The sequence below is a fragment of the Pseudomonas sp. MAG002Y genome, assembly GCF_019400845.1.
In the GTDB taxonomy this organism is placed as follows: Bacteria; Pseudomonadota; Gammaproteobacteria; order Pseudomonadales; family Pseudomonadaceae; genus Chryseomonas; species Chryseomonas luteola.
The window spans coordinates 179,269-196,765 of sequence record NZ_WOEJ01000011.1; the positions used below are offsets into that span (position 1 = coordinate 179,269).

Consider the following 17,497-nt stretch of genomic DNA (forward strand, 5'->3'; position numbering starts at 1 on the left):
CGAGTCATGACGCCTTTCAATATCCTGCGCGATGCACTGTATTTTTTCTCCCGCCACCTGGTTTCGCTGCTGATCCTTTGCCTGCCCTGGCTGATCATAGAAAGCGTGGCACGCTGGCAGGTGGTTCAGCACTTCGGGACCGAAGGAGGCCTTTGGGAGCTGCTGGTTGGTGTAATGTTCTATCCGATCTACACCGGCTCACTTATCCTGTTTCTGAATGCCCGTAGCCACGGCCATATGCCTCCGATTACCGAGCTGTGGGGTCATGCCCTTCGTCTATGGCCCCGCTTCGCCATCATGGCGGGCCTGGTGGCCTCGCTGGTCGTGCTCGGCTTTTCGCTGATGATCGTGCCGGGTTTTCTGGTCATGGTGAAGTTTGCCTTTGCCGAGCCCATGCTGGTCCTGCGTGGCATGGCCCCGCTGGAGGCCATGAGCGCCAGCTTCCAGAAGACTCGCGGACATTTCCTGACCCTGCTGCCACTGATCCTAATCACGCTTCTACCCGCCTGGCTACTGGATGCCTGGATCAGTAGTCAATTTGGCGATACGCCAGCCCTGCAAATCATTTTGCAGAGCCTGTCTGGTCTGCTCCAGCTCATCTCTTCGATCGCCATATTTCGCCTGTTCATGATGGCTGACCGTTCGTCTTGAAGCCATCGAGTCTCAAGCCAGGCGGCCGCTACCCTTAAGGCGGGTCCTCCCATACAGGCGGGGCTGGATCCCGCCATAACAATAAATACGCCTGATCAGCCTTGCGGAGTATGTCGCGATGAGCGAGCTCCTGACTGTCCCTGTATCATCGCCTACCGTGCTGCTCGTTGATGAAGACACCAGCACCCTCTCTCACCTTGAAGCTTTACTAGCCAGCCTGAGTTGTACGGTTTATGCCGTCCATAATGGACCAGAAGCGCTAGCACTACTGGATCAGCACCCTATTGATTTGGTTATTTCCGACGCGCTTATCGCAGGTGTGGATGGCGCCTCCTTTATGGCTGCCGTACAAGCGCGCAACCCCGGCTGTTTACGTATTCTACTGACCAGCCAGCCAGACCTTGCCACATTGATCGATGCCATAAATGCAGGCGAGATCTATCACTATTTCAGCAAGCCATGGCACCCTGAGGAATTACGGCTGAATGTGCAGAAAGCACTTGCCTATCAGCAGGCACGACATGAGCGGCATCGGCTCGAAGCGCTTACTCGAGACCAGAACGCTCAGCTTCGCCAACTTAACGAGACCCTGGAAAAACGGGTCGAGGCACGTACTGCCGAGCTTCAGCAAACGGCAGACATGCTCGATCTCTCTTTCGCCGAGCTGCATCGTAGTTATGTCACCAGTACGGAAGTCTTCTCCCTACTTATCAACCAGCGACTGCCCAAGGACAAGCAAGCGAATGCGCAAGTTATCGCCTTGATACGTGCCTACTGCGAGCAATATACGTTCAATGAGAGCACCACGCGTGTCTTGTCAATGGCGGCTGCGCTATACAACATTGGAAAACTGCCGTGGAGCGATGCGCTGATTACCACGCCCTACGAACACTTGCATCCCAACGAGCGAGAAACCTACCGCCATTATCCGGCCAAGAGCGAATCCCTATTGATGGCGCTTGAGCCTCTGCAGGATAGCGCCCACCTGATTCGTCATCATCAGGAGCGCTGGGACGGTAACGGTTTTCCAGATCACCTCAAGGGTGAGGCAATTCCGTTAGGCGCTCGGTTACTCAAGCTTGCCATCGACTTCGTCGAGCTACAGCTGGGCTTGGTCATGGATAGACGCCTGAGTCACGATGAGGCGTTGCTATTCATACGTAAATACGCAGGCAAACTGTACGATCCTGAACTCGTAGAACCCTTCATCAAGACCTGCATACACTGTCTGCCCCACGTACGAATTGGTGATCCTAATATCCATGCGCTGAGCACACACCAGCTCAGGGCCGGCATGATCCTGGCAAGCAACCTTCATGCTGATAACGGCATGCTGTTATTGAATGAAGGTAAGGTGCTGACCTTGCCTCTGATTGATAAATTGATCGCATTCGAAGAAATCGAAGGCGGACATTACACAGTGCTTGCCAGGCTTCCTGCCCAAAGAGACTCGGCCGCATAAGCGGCCGGATCCTGGCTTACCACATCAGATCGTCAGGAATCTGATACGCCGCGTATGGATCGTCCGCATCTGGCGCTTCATTCTGCACATTGAGCAACACGACCCGACGCGGGTCACGCTCCTGGATGCGCTCAGCCGTTGCGCGGGGTACTACATCATAACGGCCTTCGTGTCGCACGATCCCCAGGCTACCCTTGCTCAACTTCTCACGCATCAAGGCATTGACCGGGACGCGCTTGACCTTCTTCTCATCAACGAAATTATAGTAATCGTCGCTTTCAAGCTTTGGCAGGCGACTCCCTTCGATCAACTGCTTGATCTGAGCCTGCTCAGCCTTGCGCCGCTTCTTTTCTTCCTGTTGACGATTAAGCTCCTGATCCCGGGCAAGCTTTTCAGCCTGGGCCTGTTGGGCAGCCAGTCTCTGGGACTCATCCTTCTCAGCCTGCCCGCGGTGCTCCATACGGGTTTGCTTCTGCTTTTGCTTGGTAGCCTGCTTGGCTTGTTTCTCGTTGACCAAACCCGCCTTCAGGAGCTGGTCGCGCAAAGACATACTCATGGGTGCAACTCGTTCTAAAGCCCGTCGGGCGGGCATGTTACGTTAAAAGACGCATAGTACCCGGACGGTCGGCCCCTAGGCCAGCCGACAATCGGAATCGTCAATGTTCGCCAACCATCCTGTGCATTGATTTTGCGCAGTGCAAGCATGGGTATAGAGTGAAATAATCACCACCATACAGTCAGCGCGTTAATATTGGCACACTACGCCACTGAAATGCTTAGCCTGCTAACCAGCTCAACCTGAAAAGCCGAGCCCCATGATTACCTTTATTATTCTTGCCCTATTCGTTGCCAGCGTACTGTTCGTACATCTGCGCGGCCGCTCACGCCTGCCATTCCTGCGTCAGCTGGTCAATCATTCTGCGGTCTTCGCGCCCTACAATTCCCTGATGTATCTGTTCTCTAGCGTACCCTCCAAGCCTTACCTTGATCGTGAGCGTTTCCCGGAACTGGATGTGCTCAAGGACAACTGGGAGGTCATTCGTGAAGAGGCCATGCACCTGTTCGACGAAGGCTATATTCGCGCCGCCGAGAAAAACAACGATGCGGGCTTTGGCTCTTTCTTCAAGAAGGGTTGGAAGCGTTTTTACCTGACCTGGTATGGCGAGCCGCTGCCTTCAGCCCAGACGCTCTGCCCCAAGACCGTCGAACTGGTCAGTCGCATCCCTAATGTAAAAGGTGCCATGTTTGCGCTGCTGCCCGGCGGCAGCCATCTGAACCCGCACCGTGATCCCTTCGCCGGCTCCCTGCGCTACCATCTGGGACTTTCGACTCCCAATTCGGATGCCTGCCGGATCTACGTAGATGGCGAGCCTTACGCCTGGCGGGATGGTGAGGACGTCATGTTCGACGAGACCTTCGTGCACTGGGTCAAGAACGAAACGGAGCAGACGCGGGTCATCCTGTTCTGCGATATCGAACGTCCGCTCCGCTCGCGTCTGCTGACTGCCATCAACCGTCGCGTCAGCCATTTCCTGGGCAGCGCCACTGCGCCTCAGAACGTTGATGGAGAACGTGTAGGCGGTATCAACCAGGCCTATGCCTTCAGCAAGCGCTTCGGTGATGCCTTTGGTGGCATGGTTCGCAGCTTCAAGCGTCGCCACCCCAAGGCATACAAGGTGCTCAAGCCTGTACTGGCCATCCTGGTCTTTGTCCTGCTGTTGAAGTGGATATTCGGCTGATCCATCTGTGCCAAAGCGCTTAACGGGGCGCTTTGGCCGCTCGTTCCTTCGCCTTGGCAGCATCCCATAACGCATCCAGCTCTTCCAGCTCACATGCTTCCGGACGCTTACCCTGCTCGCGCAACGCCTGCTCGATAAAGCGGAAGCGCCGCTCGAACTTGCTGTTGGCACCGCGCAAGGCATTTTCCGGATCGACCTTGAGATGGCGGGCCAGGTTGGTCACTACAAAGAGCAGATCGCCAACCTCCTCGGTAATGTGCTCATGATCCTGCTCGGCCATGGCCTCGATAACTTCGTTCAGCTCTTCGTGCAGCTTGTCGATGATGGGTTCTGCGGCCGGCCAGTCAAAACCTACTCCAGCTGCACGCTTCTGTAGCTTGGCCGCACGAGACAGCGCTGGCAGCACAGCAGGAACGTCATCCAGCAGAGAGAGCTGCTCTGGCGCCTCGGCCTTTTCGGCACGCTCTTGCGCCTTGATTTCCTCCCAGCGCTGCTTGATGGCTTCTTCACTCAGACGGGGCTGATCCAGAGGGCCATAGAGATCGCCGTCGGGGAATATATGCGGGTGGCGCCGCACGAGCTTGCGGGTAATGCTGTCTACGACGTCTGCAAACAGGAACCGGTGTTCTTCCTTGGCTAGCTGACTGTAGTAGACGATCTGAAACAGCAGATCCCCCAACTCATCACGCAGCTGCGCATAGTCGCCCTGCTCGATGGCATCGGCCACCTCGTAAGCCTCCTCGAGCGTGTGCGGGATGATGCTGGCGTAGGTCTGTTTGAGATCCCAAGGACACCCATGCTGCGGATCACGCAGTCGGGCCATGAGATGAAGCAGATCGTCGAGGCTATACATAGGTCGTCCTTACAATCGAAATACGGTCAATAAAAAGGGCGAGCTTACGCTCACCCTTTCATGGTCATACACGGCTCCGGCGGGGCTCAGGTGGCACGATTACGACGGGCCTCTATGATGTTGGGCAGCTGGGAGACACGTCCCAGGAGCCTCCCCAACGCGTCCAGCCCTGGAATCTCGATGGTAAGCAACATGTTGGCCGTGTTCTCTTCCTTGTTGGAACGCGTGTTGACTGCCAAGACGTTGATGCGCTCGTTGAGCAGCACTTGCGAGACGTCACGCAGCAGCCCCGGGCGGTCGTAGGCCTTGACCAGGATATCCACCGGATAGGTTTGGACAGGCACCGGCCCCCAGCTGACCTGAATGATACGCTCGGGCTCACGGCTGGAAAGCTGCAGCGCATTCTGGCAATCCTGACGGTGAATGGTGACGCCACGGCCCAGCGTGATGTAGCCGACAATGGGATCACCCGGCACCGGTTGGCAGCAGCCGGCAATCTGAGTCAGCAGATTACCCACACCATTGATCTGTACATCGCCCCGCTTGCCCGACTTGTGCGGAGACGGCTTGCGCTGCAGGAGATCAAGTGGATCGGTCTCCTTCTCTGGCTCGACCAGCTGCTGAGCCGCATGCATGACATGGGCAAGACGCAGGTCACCTGCTCCCAGGGCAGCCTGCATATCCTCTGCATTCTTGTAATTGACCTTTTCGGCGAGCGTGTTGTAGTCCACCGGCGGTAGCGCCAGACGAAGCAACTCTCTCTCGATCATGGCCTTCCCGGCAGCCACATTCTGATCACGGGCCTGGAACTTGAACCAGTGAACGATCTTGGCCCGGGCACGCGAGGTCATTACATAGCCCAGGTTCGGGTTGAGCCAGTCACGACTGGGTGAACCCTGCTTGCCGGTAATGATTTCTACCTGCTCACCTGTCTGCAGCGTGTAATTGAGCGGCACGATGCGGCCATTAATCTTGGCGCCCCGACAGTTATGCCCGATTTCAGTGTGCACACGATAGGCGAAATCGAGTGGAGTAGCGCCCTTGGGCAAATCGATGGCATGCCCATCCGGTGTAAACACATAGACCCGGTCAGGTTCGATATCTACCCGCAGCTGCTCGGCCAGGCCACCGATATCACCCAGCTCCTCGTGCCATTCCAGCACCTGCCGGAGCCAGGAGATTTTCTCTTCGTAATGGCTGGATGCCGATTTGACATCCGTCCCCTTGTAACGCCAATGAGCGCACACCCCCAGCTCCGCCTCTTCATGCATGGCATGAGTACGGATCTGCACCTCAAGCACCTTGCCTTCAGGGCCGATCACCGCCGTATGCAACGAGCGGTAGCCGTTTTCCTTGGGGTTGGCAATATAGTCGTCAAATTCCTTGGGAATATGGCGCCACAAGGTGTGGACGATCCCCAGGGCGGTATAACAGTCGCGGATTTCAGGAACAAGCACACGAACCGCACGAACGTCGTAGATCTGGCTGAAATCCAGACCTTTTTTCTGCATTTTTCGCCAGATCGAGTAGATATGCTTCGCACGACCGCTGATATCCGCCTTGACACCCGTCGCAGCCAACTCCTGCTTGAGCTGCTGCATGACATCGGCAATGTACTGCTCGCGATCGAGCCGGCGCTCGTGCAGCAACGTGGCGATCTGCTTGTACTGAATCGGCTCCAGGTAGCGGAAGGACAAATCCTCCAGCTCCCATTTGATGTGACCGATTCCGAGGCGATGCGCCAACGGTGCATAAATATCGAACACTTCACGCGCGACGCGGTTGCGGCGTTCATCCGTGGCGTTTTTGACCGCCCGGATCGCACAGGTACGCTCGGAAAGCTTGATCAAAGCCACGCGGACATCGTCCACCATGGCTACCAGCATGCGGCGCAGGTTATCCACCTGGGCCTGGGTGCCCAGCACCATTGATTGCCGCGGATTGAGACTGGCGCTGATCGCCGCCATGCGCAGCACGCCTTCAATCAGCTTGGCCACAACCGGGCCGAAACGCTTGCCAGCTTCTTCCAGGCTCGCCTTGCCTTCGCGTACGGCGCGGTAGATCAGCGCGGCGACAAGGGAATCCTGATCCAGTTTGAGATCTGCCAGGATCTCCGCCATCTCCAGCCCCGTCTGAAAACTGGAGGTACCCGGAGCCCACAAGTGTTCGGAGGGTGCAGCCTCTGCTTCGGCCGCACGAGCGAATTCGCATGCTTCCAGCAAGGCCTGACGCTCGAAGTTCGGGTCCATGCTCTGGACGTGATCGAGCCATGCCTCGATGTTGATGCTGCCATCATTATTGACGGGTTGATGCGCTCTGACCTGTACCATCTTACGTTCCTCGGCGCTATTTATTGCGCCGTTTAAGTCCAGCCATCAACTGGCCGATTACGCGAGGTTCAGGCTAAACGAAAAAACACGTATTCAGGTGATCTGCGAGTGATCGGAATGTAAAAGGCCATTACAGTCCCGAATACAGTCACACCGGACTCACCCTCATTCATTACTTTTCGCTAGACCTGCCCCTACCTCGCTACAAACAAAACCATCGCCTCGACATGCGCCGTCTGCGGGAACATGTCCAGGATTCCAGCCCGCACAGGAACATACCCCTGACGAACCAGTTCGCCTGCATCCCGTGCCAATGTAGCGGGATTACAGGACACATAGAGCACACGCTGTGCACCCAGTTGCTTCATCTGCTGCACTACGGCCAACGCGCCATCACGTGGCGGGTCCAGCAATACGGATGAAAAGGTCTGGCCAAACCATGGCGCATCGATAAGCGGCTTCGACAGGTCTGCCTGGAAAAAGTGCGCGTTATCCAGGCCATTGGCCCGGGCATTTTCACTCGCGCGCTCCGCCATGACGGAAACGCCTTCTACGCCAACCACGGCATGCACACGCTGCGCCAATGGCAGGGCGAAATTGCCAAGTCCGCAAAACAGATCGAGCACCCGCTCATTCGGCTCCGGCGCAAGCCAGTCAAGCGCCTGTGCAATCATCGCCTCGTTAACCGATGCATTGACCTGTACGAAATCACCCGGACGGTAAGCAATCGTCAGGTTCCATGGCTCCAGTCGGTAGCTAAGTGCTGCCTCGGGCTCGTCGGGATACGGCTCACCTTCGGCCTGCCACCAGAGTTGAACCGAGTGCTCCGTGCAGAAATAGCGCAGATGATCGCTGTCACGCGGCGAGAGCAGACGCGTGACACGCACCAGCATGGCGCAGGCCGTCCCTTGAAACAGCTCGACGTGACCAATGGCTTGCGGCTGCTCCAACCCGACAAGTAAAGCCGGTAGCGCCCTGGCAATAGGCTGCAATGGCTCGACCAGCACACCACAGGCCTCCAGCGGAACGATATCCTGGCTGGCAAGCGCCCGAAATCCAACATCCAGGCGGCGAGCCTTGGCATCCCAGCGCACCGCGATGCGTGCACGACGCCGATAGCCCAACTCTGGGCCATGCAGTGGCGCAGCCCATTCATTGGGCGTCACGCCGGCAAATCGCTGTAGTTGCTCGGCCAGCGTACGCTGCTTGAGGGCCAGTTGAGCCTCATGCGGAATATGCTGCAAGGTGCAGCCACCGCAACGACCGGCCATGGCACACGAAGGCAGGCGTCGTTCGCCACTAGGCTCAAGCACCCGCTCCACACGCGCCTCAACCACCTGGCTTTTGGCAGACAACACACGTGCCTCAACCGTTTCCGATGACAAGGCACCCGAAACGAACCAGGTCCGACCTTCGAGATAGGCGATACCCCGGCCATCATTGGCCATCTTCTCAATGGTCAGGCGCTGTTTCTTGCCGACCGGAACCGACGAGGCCCGGCTACCGCCGCTCGGCTGAAAACGCAGCCCTTTTGCACGCATACTGTTCTCTTGAATCAAACCCGCGTTTAACGCGGATCATAAACACCAGTAGAAAGATAACGGTCACCACGATCACAAATGATCGCCACGATGACTGCATTCTCAACTTCTTTGGAAATACGCAGCGCAGCCGCTACGGAACCACCCGACGATACGCCGCAGAAAATACCCTCTTCCCGGGCCAGACGGCGCATCACGTCTTCTGCCTCTTCCTGGCTCATGTCGACGATACGATCCACACGCGTGGCATCGAAAATCTTTGGCAGGTACTCCTGCGGCCACCGGCGAATACCGGGAATGGCGGCACCTTCGCTCGGCTGCAGTCCGACGATCTGCACCTCAGGATTCTGCTCCTTCAGGTAGCGCGACACGCCCATGATGGTACCGGTCGTACCCATGGAACTGACGAAGTGCGTGATGCTACCGCCGGTCTGCTGCCAGATTTCAGGGCCGGTCGAGCTGTAGTGGGCAGAAGGGTTGTCCCCATTGCCGAACTGATCCAGCACCTTGCCCTTGCCCTCGGCCTGCATACGGGTCGCCAGATCACGCGCACCCTCCATGCCTTCTTCGCGACTGACCAGGATCAACTCGGCGCCATAAGCCGTCATGGCCGCCTTGCGCTCAGCGCTGGAGTTATCCGGCATGATCAGAACCATGCGATAACCCTTGATGGCTGCAGCCATCGCCAGGGCAATGCCCGTATTGCCCGAGGTCGCCTCGATCAGTGTATCGCCCGGCTGGATATCACCGCGCAACTCGGCACGCGTGATCATCGAAAGGGCTGGCCGATCCTTTACCGATCCGGCCGGATTGTTGCCTTCCAGCTTGACCAGCAGGGTATTGGATGTATCACCGGGCAGGCGCTGCAAACGCACCAGCGGTGTATTGCCGACGCAGTCGGCAATGGTCGGATACTGCACGCTCATGGAATTCGCTCGGTTCCGCTGCCTTTGAATAGGCCTCTATGATACCGGCAAATGAGGGGCGTTCCCTAATCCCATGATGCACGGGATGAATAAAGGCGATATCAGGTCGTCTTTTCCGCAGCCTCTGGCCGTGAGCTGACACCACGACTCCAGCATTTTCGGCCTGTTTACTCCCGCGGAGAACCGTTTAGCGACCATCCGCCACAAAATCGTCCCGGCAATCGAAACAACTGTTTTACACTTCCCCCATTGTTGCTCTGGAGACGGGTAAGTGCTGAACGAGTTGGGAATCAAGGGCCGCATCCTGCTGCTGAGCCTGCTACCGACGTGTGTCATGGCGATGGTGCTGGGCGGTTACTTCAGCTGGGTTCAGCTATCCGACATGCGGACGGTGCTAGAAGAGCGCGGCCAACTGATCGCCGAACAGCTTGGACCGCTGGCCGCGCCTGCCCTGCTTCGGGATGACCGGGTCCTGCTCCAGCGCATTGCCCAGGATGTACTTGATCAGGCCGATGTACGGGCTGTCGAGTTCATCAGTGCCGACCAGAAAATCCTGGCCCATGCCGGCCCTCGTATGACAATCGCTATTCGTAACGACGATGGCGAGACCGCCAGCCTGCGCAGCGGTCTGGATGTCACACACTTCCATCTACCCGTTCAGGCCCGGCATCTCAAGCTCATTACCGGTGAGGTCAACATGCCCAGCTCGCACCTGCTGGGCTGGATCGATATCGAGCTGTCTCACCACGCCACCCTCCTGCGCGGCTACCGCAATCTGGTGATCAGCCTCCTTTTGATCATCTTCGGTCTCTGCCTGACAGCCGTGGTAGCTGTCCGTATCGGTCGCAGCATCAATCATCCCCTGCGCATCATCAGCGATGGCGTGGGTCATCTCAAGGACGGTCAGCTGGAAACCCGCCTGCCCAAAGACCTTGGCAGTTACGAGCTGGATACCCTAGCGGACGGGATCAACCGTATGGCCGAAGCCATGCAGAACGCCCAGGAGGAAATGCAGAACAACATCGACCAGGCCACGGAAGATGTGCGGCAAAACCTGGAAACCATCGAAATCCAGAACATCGAGCTGGACCTCGCCCGCAAGGAAGCCCTGGAAGCCAGTCGGATCAAGTCCGAATTCCTGGCCAACATGAGTCATGAGATCAGAACGCCCCTCAATGGCATCATCGGCTTTACCAATCTGCTGCAAAAAAGCGAGCTGACGCCCCGGCAGCAAGATTATCTCGGCACTATTCAGAACTCTGCTGAAAGCCTGCTGGGCATCATCAATGAGATCCTGGACTTCTCCAAGATCGAAGCCGGCAAGCTGGTTCTGGAAAGTATTCCCTTCAATCTGCGCGATATGATTCAGGACACCATGACCATTCTGGCACCAGCTGCGCATGAAAAGCAGCTGGAACTGGTCAGCCTGATCTACCGTGACACTCCGGTCCATCTGGTAGGCGACCCCCAGCGCCTGCGCCAAGTGTTGACCAACCTGGTCAGCAACGCCATCAAGTTCACTCACGAAGGCACTATTGCTGTCCGCGCGATGGTGGAAGATGAAGACGATGACCATGCCCAGCTACGGATCAGTGTTCAGGACTCAGGCATTGGTCTCTCCGAGCAAGATCGGGACATGCTTTTCCAGGCCTTTACCCAGGCAGACAATTCACTCTCCCGACAGGCGGGGGGCACCGGCCTGGGTCTGGTCATCTCCAAACGTCTCGTCGAGCAAATGGGCGGCGAAATTGGACTGGAGAGCGAGCCCGAGGAAGGATCCGAGTTCTGGATCACCATAAACTTGCCCAAATCGCGCAATCCGCTGGAAACCCATCGCCGACTGGCCTTTGCCGGCCGCCGCGTAGGCCTTGTGGAACCACACGAGCTGACACGCCAATCGCTACGCCATCAGCTGGAGGATTGCGGTTTGGAGGTGGTCGAGTTCGAGACGCTTGAGCAGCTGACGGAAGCCGTTTCCAGGCAGCGGAAAAGCGAGGCCGCCATCACGCTGGCCGTGCTAGGGGTAAGCTCCAGCATCCTGCCACCTGATCTACTGACTGAGCGCGTCTGGCAGCTTGAGCGGCTGGACTGTAACTCGCTGATCTTCTGCCCCACGACCGATCAGTCCGTGTTCCATGCAGCCTTACCAGATGTGCATTGCCAATTGCAGGCCAAGCCCGCCTGCAGCCGTAAACTGGAACGAGCCGTCGGTGAGTTGCTCAATCAGCGGCCGACTCGTCCTGAGAATACTGCCCATACCCGAATTGACCGCGCACCTCGCCTGCTCTGTGTTGACGATAACCCCGCCAACCTGCTGCTGGTCGAAACGCTTCTTACCGACCTTGGCGCTGAGGTCACGGGTGTCGACAGTGGTTATGCCGCTGTCGAAGCGGCGCAGAGGGAGCGCTACGACCTTATCTTCATGGACGTACAGATGCCTGGCATGAATGGCCGACAGGCCACTGAAGCGATTCGCGCCTGGGAGGTGGAAAGCGAACATCCGCCGGTACCTATCGTGGCATTGACTGCCCACGCCATGTCCAACGAGAAGCGGGCCCTGCTTCAGGCAGGCATGGATGATTACTTAACGAAGCCCATCAGTGATCGGCAGCTTGCCCAGGTGGTGCTCAAATGGACTGGTCTGCGCCTTCAGCAAAACGATACTCAGGAGATGAGCCCGCTGTCCTCTTCCGGGGCAAACATTGCCAATCTGGCCATATTGGATGAAGACGAAGGGCTGCGGCTGGCCGCAGGCAAGGCCGATCTGGCCAGTGACCTGTTGACCATGCTGCTCGCCTCGCTGGCAGCTGACCGGCAAGCCATCCGCTCGGCCCGAGAGAATGGTGACCGCATCGGCCTAATCGAGCGGATCCACCGCCTGCATGGCGCAACCCGCTACTGTGGAGTTCCTCAGTTACGAGCCGCGTGCTATCAGAGCGAGACATTGCTCAAACAAGGCGCCCCTACTTCATCGCCCATTCTGGACGAGCTTGATGCCGCTATCGTGCAGCTTTCGACCATGTCCAAAACACCTATTTAACGGAGTGATGCCAATAGGCCAACTCAGTATTCAAGGTTTCACTCCTTTGTAAACACTATATAGTAGGCAGCTATCTTTTCGATAAACGGCGTTCATTCTGTGGCGCCATTATCGTGACACCTTAAATCCGGTATGCGATATTCGCCGCCGCTTAACTGTCAGACAGGCTATCTATAGTGATTCATCGGCTCCGACGTTTTTTATTGTTGGATGAATCCAGACAAACCCCAACACCTGACTTTATCTGGAAAACCAGCACGCTGCGGGTACTGGCACTCAGCAGTATCGTGCTGGTTGCCCTTATTTTCATCCACTGTACCTATCAGGCACTAGAGGCTGGTCGCCCTTACGTTCTGATAATGGAAGCCGTCTTTCTTGGCGCCTTCTTCAGCCTCTTCGCTTTCAGATCACGCTCCTATCGGCTTAGCGGTACGGTCTTGATCTTCGTCCTATACGCACTCGGTTTGTGTAGCCTGTTCTTCGTCGACTACAAGCAAGCCAAGGCTGGCATCCTTATTATTTATGCCACACCGCTGCTGGCGCTGATCTTTTTCAACTGGCGCGTTTATCTGGTGCTGTGCGTCGCCAATTTGCTGCCTCTTTACCTGTTGTTGAGCGACACCCCCATACCTCATCTGTTTGGCATCAACCTGTCGTTGAGCTACACGCGCAACTACCTGCATTTGCTTCTGTTCATGCTGTTCAACGTGTGTATTCCGCTTGCCATTGCTCGTCTCATAACCACCTTGGCCAATGCGCAGCGACGCCAGCATCAGCTCAATCAGGCGCTGCAATACAGCCAGCAACTCTACAATGAAGTGTTTTCCCACCTGGGCGCATTTCTGCTCTGCCGAAGCGATGGACTGATCCTCAAACTCAATGACGAAGCGGCTGCCTTGCTGGGGCTACCAGCGCGGGTAATCGAGAGTCAGGTTTATTTGGGCAATCTAGTACGCAATGAACAAGGTGAGCCGGTCAAACTGGTTCCGGACGACTCCCTACAGGAATGGCAGGTCCAGGGTAGAACTAAACCTCGCTGGCTCAATCTTCGTATCAGTCAGCCGACATCCAATCAGAATGTACTGGTAAAACTGCGTGACATTACCCATCTGCATGCTTTGCAAAGCGAACTGCGTAACTCCGAGCGCCTGAGCATTCTGGACCCGCTGGTAGGCGTACTGAACCGCAGCGGCGCCATCAAGCGACTGGAGCAGGCAATTGGCCAGGCGGGCTCGAAGCCACTGGCCGCGCTGACCATTCGCCTTCCTCACCTGACTTACATCAATACCAAGTATGGCCTGGATGTCGGCGATCAGTACCTGCAAGCCTTTGCGCACCACCTGAGTCGCTTGCCACGAAAGAATCTGGTAGCTCGCCTCAAGGGCGCCACGTTTCTGGTGGTTCTCACCGAGCTGGACAGCATCGAAATCGGCCTTGATCGGCTACATGAACTCAAGAGCAGCCTACCTCCGCATTTGCAGATCGACCGACATCTTATTGATGTGGCGCCTGATCTTGGAACCGCGTTCTATCCTCAGGATGCGACCAATGCGCTGCAGTTGATCGAGCGTAGCAGTCATGCGCTCAAGAATCCCCATGGCGATACGCTTCTACCCACCTATGACTCCAACCTGGCGCAGCGCACGTTCGAGCGAACCGAGCTGTTGCTGGAACTGAGAAAGGCCATCGAAACCCACGCCCTTTTTCTTCACTATCAACCTCGGGTCGATGCTCAAGGCAACCTTCACAGTGTGGAAGCACTGGTACGCTGGACGGACCCCAACGGCCGCCCCGTTCCACCCGATCAGTTTGTCGCCATAGCTGAGGAAAGTGGACTGATCCATACGCTGGACGCCTATGTTCGCGATATGGCATGTGCCCAGATTGCACGCTGGAAACGCGACCTGGGTACCGCACCACTGGTGGCAGTTAATCTGTCCGCTCAGGAAGTCGCAACGGAAGGTCTGGCCGAAAAGTTTTCCGGCTGCCTGCAACGATACGGGCTGACCCCTCATGACCTGGAAATCGAAATCACTGAAAGCAGCCTGCTTCATGAAAACGAAACCACGCTGACCAACCTCAAGACCCTCGAAACCAGCGGCTATCGACTCACCATGGATGACTTTGGCACTGGCTATTCGTCACTCAGCCGCCTGACCCACTTGCCTATTTCGAGCTTGAAGATTGACCGCTCCTTCCTGGCTGACGTTCCTGGCAGCGAGCGCCAGGAAACGCTGATCAAGACCTTGATCGCCCTGGCGCGCCTGATGGATCTGAAAGTCGTTGCCGAAGGGGTGGAAACCAATGAACAACTGGCGCTCCTGGATAGCCTGGGATGCGATCTCTACCAGGGTTACCTGTTCTCCCGTCCGGTCGATGCGTCCACGTTGACCGAGCGGTATCTGGCGCCCGGGTTACTCTTCAAAGAGTGACAATTGGCGGGCGCCCTCCCGCAAATCGATCAGTCTTACCCCTACGCCCAACAGGCGAACCGGCTTGCCTCCCCGCATGAAGGCCTGGGTCAGAAGCCGTCGATAACTATCGATATCCCGCCCAGCCCCGGCCTGCTCAAGGGTGGTTTGGGTAAAGTCGTGAAACTTGACCTTGACGAAAGGTTTTTCCGGCCGGTAATGGGTATCCAGTCGGCCAAGCCGCCCGGCCAGCTCTTCAAGCAAAGCAGGCAGCTGGGCCGTACAGGCGGCCAGATCAGGCAGGTCATGCTCGAAAGTATTTTCAACACTGACCGACTGACGTCGACTATCCACCTGGACTGATCGTTCGTCAATTCCCTGAGCCAGATTCCACAGCCGCTCGCCAAACAGACCAAACTCCTTGATCAATGCAAGGCGTCCCCACTCCAGCAACTGCTCGCACCGCTCGATCCCCAGGCGAGTCAGCTTTTCAGCCGTCACCTTGCCTACGCCATGCAACCGGGCAACAGGCAACGTAGCCACAAACGCGGCCACTTCCGGTGGGGTAATAACAAACAGCCCGTTCGGCTTGCGCCAGTCGCTCGCAATCTTGGCCAGAAACTTGTTTGGCGCCACACCAGCTGAAACAGTGATATGAAGTTCTTCCCACACACGTCGGCGAATCTCCTGCGCAATTCGGGTTGCACTGCCGGAAAAATGCGGACTGTCCGAAACGTCGAGATAGGCCTCATCCAGGGAAAGCGGTTCGATCAAATCGGTAAAATCACGAAATATCGTATGGATCTGACGCGATACCGCCTTGTAGACATCAAAGCGCGGGCGCACAAAGATGATGTCGGGGCACAGCCGCTGGGCTTGATGGGAGGCCATTGCCGAACGCACCCCGTATGCACGCGCCTCATAATTGCAGGTTGCGACCACACCACGCCGATCGGGAGTACCACCGACGGCGATTGGCCGGCCTACCAGGCGAGGGTCGTCACGCATCTCGACGGCGGCATAAAAACAGTCGCAATCGATATGGATGATTTTTCTCTGCGTCATACCCTCATGCTCGACAGGCTCGCTAACACCGCTGCGCCTGTATTATGCGCTATACGCCCTTACCCACCCAGCGGTTCTCCGAAACTTTAGCGGCCTCGCGACACTCGGAATTCTAGAACATTACGATAACCAGGAGCCGCCATGACTGATCGTACGGATAAACTCGACAAGTCCCATGACCATGATCAGGTCGCTAAACGCGACGAAGCTCATGCACAGCGCAAGCTACCCGAAGAGGCGGTAAGCGATCTGGAAAGTCCTGAGCCTGGCACGCATACCATCGACAAGGTCATCACCCCGGTATCGAATAAGGAGCTGGACAGTCAGGTCGGTGAGTTGAACCGTAAGCTGGACGAGGTCGAGAAAAAGCTGGATAAATAAACCTTACAATAGGCTGATAGTGTGGGCCCTGACTACCACCGTCTCCTGACGAAACCGGGTCTCGAGCGAGGCCCGGTACTGCTGCCACCACACCTGCTCCAGCGCGTCGGCCATCACCTCATAAATGATCAATTCATCCCGTACCGTATGGCTTTCGTCTTCCTGCCATAGTCCTTTCGCCGGAGCCTGGCTGAATGCCGTCAACCCGCCAAACTTTTCAACAAGCTCATTGCGCACCTCACTAAATAGCGTTTTAGGGAGGTCGCGGCCATCGTTGTCATAAAGGGGCAGCAGCAATTGGATCAGGTACATGGTCAGCCTCTCGAATAGATGAATGTAGCGGCATAGAGCGTCTTGAAAGCTAAGACCATGAACGGTTTGAATCGGCACATATAAATAGCAGCGCCCCGATAATCGAGGCATCGCAATAACGAGAGACAGGCAAGGAAACCTGCCCGCCTCTCTATCGTTAGATTCTGAAACTTGAAACGAGCTGATCGAGGCGATTGGCCTGTTGTTCCAGGGCATGGCAAGCGCCCAGGGTTGCGTTCAGGTTTTCCACGCCCTGCTGGTTGAGCGAGTTGATCTCGGTAATGTCGACATTAAGCGACTCCACCACCGCGCTCTGCTCTTCCGTAGCGGCCGCCACCGACTGGGTCATGCCATCGATATCGGTAATGCGCTCGGCTACCGAGCCCAACCGCTCGTTGGCCTTTTGCGCGATGGTCATGCTGTCCTCGCTGAAGCGTTGACTTTCGGTCATGGTGGAAACCGCTTCGCCCGCCCCGGTTTGCAGCTCCTGAATCATGCTCTGGATCTCTCGGGCCGAACTCTGGGTACGATGTGCCAGACCACGCACCTCGTCCGCTACCACCGCAAAACCACGCCCGGCATCGCCTGCCCGTGCAGCTTCGATCGCAGCATTGAGCGCCAGCAGGTTGGTCTGCTCGGAAATGCCCTGGATCACTTCCAGGATATGTCCGATGCGGGTGGTCTTCTGGTTCAGCTCATCAATACGGCCGCAGGAGGCGCTGATGTTGGCGGACAGGGTTTCCATCGCCGTCAGGGTCTGGCCCAGTACGCGGCGACCCTCCTCGG

14 protein-coding genes are annotated in these 17,497 nt (G+C 56.8%); 6 read left to right on the top strand and 8 right to left on the bottom strand.

Going from position 1 to position 17,497, the window contains the following annotated elements:
• The first annotated feature begins 6 nt into the window (after positions 1-6).
• Positions 7-651, top strand: a complete 645-nt coding sequence (locus GM154_RS16830) for a YciC family protein (RefSeq protein WP_219652852.1) — start codon at positions 7-9, stop codon at positions 649-651.
• A gap of 118 nt (positions 652-769) precedes the next feature.
• On the top strand, positions 770-2,113 hold the full coding sequence (locus GM154_RS16835; RefSeq protein WP_219652853.1) for an HD domain-containing phosphohydrolase: 1,344 nt from the start codon (positions 770-772) through the stop codon (positions 2,111-2,113).
• A gap of 16 nt (positions 2,114-2,129) precedes the next feature.
• On the opposite strand, the gene GM154_RS16840 is transcribed toward GM154_RS16835, so the two are convergent.
• The gene (locus GM154_RS16840; RefSeq protein WP_010797461.1) at positions 2,130-2,669 is read right to left on the bottom strand and encodes a DUF2058 domain-containing protein; all 540 of its coding nucleotides are present in this window, start codon (positions 2,667-2,669) and stop codon (positions 2,130-2,132) included.
• A gap of 259 nt (positions 2,670-2,928) precedes the next feature.
• Between GM154_RS16840 and GM154_RS16845 the strand changes: the two genes are divergently transcribed.
• Positions 2,929-3,852 (top strand): aspartyl/asparaginyl beta-hydroxylase domain-containing protein, encoded by a 924-nt coding sequence (locus tag GM154_RS16845; protein WP_074827799.1) that lies wholly within the window; start codon positions 2,929-2,931, stop codon positions 3,850-3,852.
• Positions 3,853-3,871: 19 nt separating this feature from the next.
• Here GM154_RS16845 and mazG read toward each other — a convergent pair whose 3' ends face one another.
• The 4 genes from mazG to cysM form a co-directional block, all read right to left on the bottom strand.
• Positions 3,872-4,705: a nucleoside triphosphate pyrophosphohydrolase gene (gene mazG / locus GM154_RS16850; RefSeq protein ID WP_074827801.1), complete on the bottom strand. Its 834-nt coding sequence runs from the start codon at positions 4,703-4,705 to the stop codon at positions 3,872-3,874.
• An 86-nt stretch (positions 4,706-4,791) separates the two neighbouring features.
• On the bottom strand, positions 4,792-7,035 hold the full coding sequence (gene relA / locus GM154_RS16855) for a GTP diphosphokinase (RefSeq protein ID WP_219652854.1): 2,244 nt from the start codon (positions 7,033-7,035) through the stop codon (positions 4,792-4,794).
• Positions 7,036-7,229: 194 nt separating this feature from the next.
• The gene (rlmD, locus tag GM154_RS16860) at positions 7,230-8,576 is read right to left on the bottom strand and encodes a 23S rRNA (uracil(1939)-C(5))-methyltransferase RlmD (RefSeq protein WP_219652855.1); all 1,347 of its coding nucleotides are present in this window, start codon (positions 8,574-8,576) and stop codon (positions 7,230-7,232) included.
• Positions 8,577-8,602: 26 nt separating this feature from the next.
• Positions 8,603-9,502, bottom strand: a complete 900-nt coding sequence (gene cysM, locus GM154_RS16865; protein ID WP_219652856.1) for a cysteine synthase CysM — start codon at positions 9,500-9,502, stop codon at positions 8,603-8,605.
• Positions 9,503-9,773: 271 nt separating this feature from the next.
• Here cysM and GM154_RS16870 point away from each other — a divergent pair, with 271 nt between their 5' ends.
• Both GM154_RS16870 and GM154_RS16875 read left to right on the top strand, forming a co-directional pair.
• Positions 9,774-12,542, top strand: a complete 2,769-nt coding sequence (locus GM154_RS16870; RefSeq protein WP_219652857.1) for an ATP-binding protein — start codon at positions 9,774-9,776, stop codon at positions 12,540-12,542.
• Between the two features lie 176 nt (positions 12,543-12,718).
• Positions 12,719-14,974, top strand: a complete 2,256-nt coding sequence (locus GM154_RS16875) for a bifunctional diguanylate cyclase/phosphodiesterase (protein ID WP_219652858.1) — start codon at positions 12,719-12,721, stop codon at positions 14,972-14,974.
• Here GM154_RS16875 and dinB read toward each other — a convergent pair.
• The gene (gene dinB / locus GM154_RS16880; RefSeq protein ID WP_010797453.1) at positions 14,957-16,018 is read right to left on the bottom strand and encodes a DNA polymerase IV; all 1,062 of its coding nucleotides are present in this window, start codon (positions 16,016-16,018) and stop codon (positions 14,957-14,959) included. The genes GM154_RS16875 and dinB overlap by 18 nt on opposite strands.
• 141 nt (positions 16,019-16,159) lie before the next feature.
• On the opposite strand from dinB, the gene GM154_RS16885 reads away from it, so the two are divergent.
• Positions 16,160-16,399 (top strand): hypothetical protein, encoded by a 240-nt coding sequence (locus GM154_RS16885; RefSeq protein ID WP_010797452.1) that lies wholly within the window; start codon positions 16,160-16,162, stop codon positions 16,397-16,399.
• A gap of 3 nt (positions 16,400-16,402) precedes the next feature.
• Here GM154_RS16885 and GM154_RS16890 read toward each other — a convergent pair whose 3' ends face one another.
• A complete protein-coding gene (locus tag GM154_RS16890) occupies positions 16,403-16,711 on the bottom strand; it encodes a hypothetical protein (protein WP_010797451.1) in 309 nt (102 codons plus the stop codon).
• Between the two features lie 157 nt (positions 16,712-16,868).
• Positions 16,869-17,497: methyl-accepting chemotaxis protein (locus GM154_RS16895; RefSeq protein ID WP_258019877.1), on the bottom strand; the 629-nt coding region annotated here is incomplete at its 5' end.